The organism is Desertibacillus haloalkaliphilus, from assembly GCF_019039105.1.
In the GTDB taxonomy this organism is placed as follows: Bacteria; Bacillota; Bacilli; order Bacillales; family KJ1-10-99; genus Desertibacillus; species Desertibacillus haloalkaliphilus.
The window spans coordinates 171,591-178,518 of record NZ_JAHPIV010000001.1 but is presented as its reverse complement, the minus strand read 5'-3'; the positions used below and the strand labels follow the sequence as shown (position 1 = coordinate 178,518).

Below are 6,928 nucleotides of genomic sequence, written 5' to 3'. Positions count from 1 at the left end.
AAAACAGGCTTACACCGCATTCAACTTGATATCCACTACGTCGACTAACGTCGCCGCAAACGGTTAGCACCGTTTGGAGGCCTGTGCTAGATATGATGTCTTTAAACTACATATAAACCCTAAAACAGTCTCCATTACATCGGTGTAGTGGAGACTGTTTTAGGGTTACTACTGTTATTCATGTTTTAAAAATTCTTTAATTGGACTTTTCCATTCAATCGTTGCGTTTGGGTATTGGATGAAAATTTCTTTTTCGATAAAATAGAAGTCTTGACGGTCAAGTCCTTGTAGCTTGTCAGGGTGTTTAGCCCAGACGTAAATGGAGACCACTTCAAATGCATTTTCGGTGGTTCCAAGGTACTTTTCCCCTTCAAATAAGACACCTTTATAGGTGATTAAAAAGTTTTTGCGGACGTTCTTTTTATCATCATGAAAGAAAAACTGCTTTTTCTCATGGGCTAATTCAAGTTTTCGTTTTGGGTTTACTAAGTATTTAATTGCACTATAAACAAGAACAATGATCGCAATTAAAAGGAGTATTCGAAATAAAATCACCATCGTATGAAGCCCCCTCTAAAAAGTAGAAATGGTATATGTAGTATCTGTTTCTATTGTATACGAAAATCACACGAAAAAGTTTCATTTTGTTATAATAATGGGATAATTGTTTAAATGGTAGCGATAAGGAGTGGAACAACGTTGAATTTAGAAAAACTATTTACAATGCAACAACAGTTAGACGATCGAATTGTTCATGATCATAACCTCAATGGACGTAATTTACTTGCTGAAAAAATAGTGGCATTGCAAGTCGAATTAGCAGAGCTAGCTAATGAAACTAGATGTTTTAAGTACTGGAGTAAAAAACCGAGTGCAGAACGAACAATTATTCTAGAAGAGTATGTCGATGGAATACACTTCTTATTATCTTTAGGGTTAGCATGTGATTACCGTACGATTACGATCACTGATGCAAAGCCAGAAACAGATGATCTTGTTTATCAATTTGGAGTTGTTTTTGATGGAATTACGACCTTTAAAAAGTCATTATCAAAAGAGAACTATGAACAGTTATTCCGTGAATATACTGTCCTTGGTTCGTTGTTAGGCTTTGCAACTAGTGAAGTTGAGCAGGCGTATGTAAAGAAAAATATAGTCAACCACGAAAGACAAGATCAAGGCTATTAACAAAAATGAGGGCAAAGCTCTCTTTTTTTATTTGACTAAATTATCGAAAAAGTATTAAAATATACAAAATTGCCTTTCATTTTTGTGTGAGAGAAAAGACTGTAGAATCGACAAATGCCAATTGTCGCTATTTGGCGAAATTAGACAAGGGGGAGTAAGCCGTGAATTTACAAGAACAGTTGCAGCAAATCATTCCAAAGGAGCGGGTGAGTACAAATGAAACCATGCTCCAACAACATAGTCGAGATGAATCATACCATACACCTAGTCTCCCTGATGTTGTCGTCTTTCCAATCAATAGTGATGAAGTTCGTCAAGTGGTTGCTTATGCAAATGAGAACAACATACCAATTGTTCCATTTGGTTTAGGGACAAGCCTAGAAGGTCATGTGATTCCATACGAAGGTGGAATCTCACTAGATATGTCTATGATGGATAAGATCATTGAGGTCAAGGAAGGTGACTTTCTCGTCAAAGTCCAGCCGGGGGTAACGAGGTCTCAGCTAAATAAAGAGCTAAAAAAATATGGATTGTTTTTCTCTGTAGATCCAGGTGCTGATGCTACGCTCGGTGGGATGGCCGCAACGAATGCAAGTGGCACAACTTCGGTTAAATATGGGATTATGCGTGATCAAGTTCGGGACTTAGAAGTGGTGACAGCGAGTGGGACCTTGATCCATACAGGGGGATTATCGGCAAAGTCATCCTCTGGTTATCACCTAAATGGATTAATGGTAGGTTCTGAGGGAACGCTCGGTGTGATTACGGAATTAACCTTACAGGTATATGGGATTCCTGAAAAAATCATGGCGGCACGCGCATCATTTCCTACGATACATGCAGCGGTTGATGCGGTTGTAGGGATTCTATCTGCAGGTATTCCAATTGCTAGAGTTGAGTTGGTCGATGCTCGTTCGATTAAACAAGTTAATCAACATAGCCAAACGGCCTACGCGGAACAGCCAACACTGTTTTTAGAGTTTCATGGAAATGAAAGTGGTTTAAAGCAGGATGTTGAATTTACAAAAGATATTGTATTGGATTTAGGCTGTGAGGATATTGCCTTTGAGCTAGATTCCAAGGCTAGACATCAGCTGTGGGAGGCAAGGCATAATCTAGCCTATGCATTTATTCATGGTTTCCCCGGAAAGAAATTGATGGTGACTGATGTTAGTCTGCCATTATCCGAGTTATCAGAAGCGATCATTCATGCCAGAGAGGCGATTGAGAACATTGGCTTAGATGGAGCTATTGTTGGTCATGTCGGTGACGGGAATTTTCACGTGTTACTAATGGTTGATGTCGATGAACCAGAGGATGTAAAAAAAGCGAAGCAACTCAATGCCGAGATTGTTGATGACGCCCTAGACCGAAGCGGTACATGTACTGGGGAGCATGGGGTAGGCGTTGGGAAAGCCATCTATCAACGAAGAGAACACCAAGAAGCCTATGACGTGATGCAGACAATTAAACAAGCACTTGATCCAAAAGGAATATTAAATCCAGGTAAAATTTTTACAAAGAATTCTTTGTAAAGTTAAAAAACATATAGAAAAGAAAGGGAGTTAGGAAATGAAGGGAAGTCAATTTTATTTACTAGTGCTTGCGGTCATCGTGAGTATGGTTCTTACTGCTTGTGGTGGCTCAGAAACGAGCAGCGACGAGTCAGGAACAGCGGACTCAGCAGGTGAAGAAGAGGTGTATGTTTTACAAGCAGGACATTCATTACCAGATGATCATCCTTATGAATTAGCGTTTTTACAAATGGCTGAAAACGTTGAGGAACGTACGGATGGACGAGTGATTATCGAAACATTCCCAAATAGTCAAATTGGGGCAGAGCGTGAGTTGACAGAAGGGTTAACATTTGGAACGGTTGATCTCGTTGTTTCATCAACAGCACCTGTAACAAACTTTGTACCAGAACTAGGGGTTCTAGATTTACCATTTTTATTTAATGATCGAGATTCCGCTGTCGCTGTATTAGAAGGTGAAATCGGTGATCGACTGTTCTCGAGCTTAGAAGCAGAAGGAATTGTACCGTTATCATGGGCTGAGAATGGGTTCCGCCATATTACAAATAGCTTACATCCGATTGAAGAGCCAGCAGACCTTGATGGATTAAGTATTCGTACGCAAGAAAATGATATTCATTTAGCCGCATTTGAAGAGCTTGGCGCACGACCATCACCGATGGCGTGGACAGAAGCATTAACTGCTTTGCAACAAGGGGTTGTTGATGGGCAAGAGAATCCCGCGATCGTTGCTGATCAATTTAACCTATATGATTCAAACCAAGAGTATATGACACTGACGAACCATGTGTATTCTGTTGCGATCTATATGATGAGTCAGGAAACGTATGATCAATTACCAGAAGACTTGCGTGATATCGTTGTTGAAGAAGGACAAAACATTGGCGCCTATCAACGTGATCTTATTATTGAAATGGAGCAAGAGTCACTAGATACGCTACGTGAACAAGGGATGCAAATCCTTGAAGATGTAGATGTAGAGCCTTTTCGTGAAGGGATTAGCTCAGTCTATGACAGCTTCGAATACCAAGAATTATTAAATGAGATTTTAGAAGCTCAATAATGTCATTTTATAAAAAACGGGAGGAGACTTCTGAGACTGCTGGAAAAATAGGCAGGTAAACTCGAGACTTCTTCCCGTTTTTTTCTAAACAAAAACACCAATAGAAAGAAACACTCCTGCTCGGTAGATGATAGCAGGGTTGAACAAGAGGGTGAAGCATATGGGGAAAATCATTGCGACAATGAATCAAATCATCAAATATTTTCTCATTGTCATTTTAACTGTATTGATCGTTGCTGTTTTTTGCCAAGTGTTATTTCGGTTTGTCTTAAATCAACCGCTCGCCTGGACCGAAGAGCTAGCACGTTATTGTTTAATTTGGATTACATTTTTAGGGGCAGCCTATGCGATGTCATTAAAGTCTCATATCGGGATGTCAATCTTAGTCGAAAAATCACCACTATTGTTACGGAGGTTGTTAACGGTGATCGCTGCTATTGTATGCATAGGGTTCTTCTGGCTCATGATTCAACAAGGGTTCCATCTGTCAGAACGTTCGATGAATCAATTGTCACCGGTACTTAGAATCCCAATGGGGGCCATTTATTTGGTGATACCAATTAGTGGTATCGTCTTAACCATTAATTTAGTTGCTGGAGTATTTGAGGATCTAAGGAGAGGGGAGGAGGCATAATGAGTGTTCTATTGTTCGTTTTATTATTTGTCTTATTTTTAATTAATGTACCCATTGCGATTGCGCTCGGAATGTCTGCTTCACTGATCTTTATCATTCAAGATTCGGTTCCACTTGTTGCGATTATGCAACGAATGTTTAATTCGGTCGATTCGTTTCCCTTACTTGCGATTCCTTTCTTTATTTTAGCAGGGAAATTAATGGAAACAGGGGGGATCTCAAAACGTTTAATCCATTTAGCTAATGTCATCTTCAGTCGTGTTCGTGGTGGACTCGCGATTGTCTCGATTGTTGCCTGTGCTTTTTTTGCAGCGATATCAGGATCAGCAGCAGCAACAACGGCCGCCGTTGGTTCGATTCTTATTCCTGCGATGGTGAAAAAAGGCTATGATAAAAACTTTGCGACGGCCATTCAAGCCACAGGTGGTACGGTAGGGATTATGATTCCACCGAGTGTACCGTTAGTCTTGTTTGGTGTAGCTGCTGGTGTATCCATTAGTGATTTGTTTATTGCAGGAATTATTCCTGGGGTGTTCGTTGTTGTTTCATTAATTATTCTGGTCTATGTGATCTCGCTATTTAAGGGCTACGGGGGCGGAGAAGCTTACGGATTTATTGATTTTCTTAAAGCGTTAAAAGATGCATTTCTTGCCCTACTGATGCCAGTCATTATTCTCGGTGGTATTTATGGAGGGGTGTTTACACCGACAGAAGCTGCACTAGTTGCAGTTGTTTACGGTCTTATTGTAGGTATTCTCATCTACCGTGAAATCAAATGGAAGGACTTAATGGAGATCTTCACATCATCGATTATTACGACATCTGTGATTATGTTTATTATCGCTGGGGCCTCCATTTTTGGCTATTACTTAACTCGAGAAAGAATTCCAGCACAAATTACGGAACTGATGCTAGGGATTACCGACAATTGGATCATTGCTCTTTTAATTATTAATTTGATTTTACTTATTATTGGAATTTTTCTCGAAACCGCGGCAGCGATTATCATTTTAACACCAATTCTAGCTCCAGTTGCTCAAGCGTTAGGGATCGATATGGTTCATTTTGGTATTATTATGATCGTGAATTTAGCCGTTGGATTTATTACACCACCGGTTGGTATCAATTTATTCGTTGCCTCAAATATAGCTGGGACAAGGTTTGAAAGTTTGTTACGTGCCATTATTCCTTTTATTATCGTCATGATTATCAACATTTTAATTATTTCATTTATTCCAGCGCTAAGTTTGTTTTTTGTTGACTAGTCTTGTCGGGGCCTGTTGGAAAAATTGTGCTATTTTTTAGTTATCGTTATAATGGATGAGAAATGATCATACAGAAGCTAAAGGAGGTTTTACATATGGCGAACCTAGATGAGACGTTACAAATGTTAAAAGAATTGACCGATGCAAATGGGATTCCAGGTAATGAGCGCGAACCTCGTGAAGTGATGAAAAAGCACATTGAACCATTAGCAGATGAGGTGTCAACCGATAATCTTGGTAGCTTAATTGCGAAAAAGCAAGGGACGGCAAGTGGTCCGAAAATCATGGTCGCAGGTCACCTTGATGAAATCGGATTTATGGTTACCCACATTGATGACAAAGGGTTCATTAAGTTTCAAACGGTTGGTGGCTGGTGGGAGCAAGTAATGCTCGCGCAACGAGTAACGATTATGACACGAACAGGCAATGTACCCGGAGTGATCGGATCAAAACCACCACACATTCTACCACCAGAAGCACGCAAGAAATCGATGGATAAGAAAGACATGTTCATTGATATTGGTGCATCCAGTAAAGAGGAAGCCCAAGAGTTTGGTATTCGTCCGGGAGATGCCATTGTGCCTGTTTGTGACTTTACAGTCATGAAAAACGAAAAATATTTAATGGCAAAGGCATGGGATAACCGTATTGGTTGTGCGATTGCTATTGAGGTGTTACGTCAGCTTCAAAATGAGGATCATCCGAATACTGTGTATGGTGTTGGTACGGTTCAAGAAGAAGTCGGCTTACGTGGGGCAAAAACAGCGACAAATCAGATCCAGCCTGATATCGGTTTTGCTGTTGATGTTGGCATTGCTGGTGATACACCGGGTGTAACGACAAAGGATGCATTAGCGAAAATGGGTGATGGCCCACAGATTATCGTCTATGACGCATCAATGGTTTCTCATAAAGGGCTTCGTGACCTAGTCACAGATACTGCTGATGAGAAAAAGATTCCATATCAGTTCGATGCCGTTCCTGGTGGGGGTACGGATTCGGGATCGATTCATTTAACGGCAAATGGTGTACCAGCATTATCGATTACGATTGCGACTCGTTATATCCATACTCATGCAGCGATTCTCCATCGTGATGACTTTGAAAATGCAGTAAAACTGATTGTTGAAGTCATTAAGAAGTTAGATGCTGAAACAGTGAAAGAAATTACATTTTCATGATAGCATGTCAAAAAAGCCGGTTTAATTTTACGACCGGCTTTTTTGACTGCTTCGAAATGGAA

Annotated in this window: 7 protein-coding genes; 6 read left to right on the top strand and 1 reads right to left on the bottom strand. The window is 40.2% G+C overall.

From position 1 onward, the window contains the following. Positions 1-174 precede the first annotated feature (174 nt). A complete protein-coding gene (locus KH400_RS00825) occupies positions 175-558 on the bottom strand; it encodes a sigma-w pathway protein ysdB (protein WP_217221285.1) in 384 nt (127 codons plus the stop codon). Between the two features lie 141 nt (positions 559-699). Here KH400_RS00825 and KH400_RS00820 point away from each other — a divergent pair, with 141 nt between their 5' ends. From KH400_RS00820 to KH400_RS00795, 6 genes are all read left to right on the top strand, one after another. Continuing rightward, the gene (locus tag KH400_RS00820) at positions 700-1,188 is read left to right on the top strand and encodes a dUTP diphosphatase (protein WP_217221284.1); all 489 of its coding nucleotides are present in this window, start codon (positions 700-702) and stop codon (positions 1,186-1,188) included. 161 nt (positions 1,189-1,349) lie between these two features. After that, positions 1,350-2,723 carry an FAD-binding oxidoreductase gene (locus KH400_RS00815; protein ID WP_312888996.1) on the top strand — a complete coding sequence of 458 codons (1,374 nt, stop codon included), beginning with the start codon at positions 1,350-1,352 and terminating at the stop codon, positions 2,721-2,723. Between the two features lie 37 nt (positions 2,724-2,760). Continuing rightward, positions 2,761-3,786, top strand: coding sequence for a TRAP transporter substrate-binding protein (locus KH400_RS00810; RefSeq protein ID WP_217221283.1), 1,026 nt, complete (start codon positions 2,761-2,763; stop codon positions 3,784-3,786). Positions 3,787-3,946: 160 nt separating this feature from the next. Then, positions 3,947-4,420, top strand: a complete 474-nt coding sequence (locus KH400_RS00805; RefSeq protein ID WP_217221282.1) for a TRAP transporter small permease — start codon at positions 3,947-3,949, stop codon at positions 4,418-4,420. Continuing rightward, a complete protein-coding gene (locus KH400_RS00800; protein ID WP_217221281.1) occupies positions 4,420-5,685 on the top strand; it encodes a TRAP transporter large permease in 1,266 nt (421 codons plus the stop codon). The genes KH400_RS00805 and KH400_RS00800 overlap by 1 nt, the downstream gene beginning before the upstream one ends. Before the next feature lie 95 nt (positions 5,686-5,780). Next, complete coding sequence (locus KH400_RS00795) at positions 5,781-6,866, top strand: M42 family metallopeptidase (RefSeq protein ID WP_217221280.1); 1,086 nt, start codon at positions 5,781-5,783, stop codon at positions 6,864-6,866. The last annotated feature ends 62 nt before the right edge of the window (positions 6,867-6,928 follow it).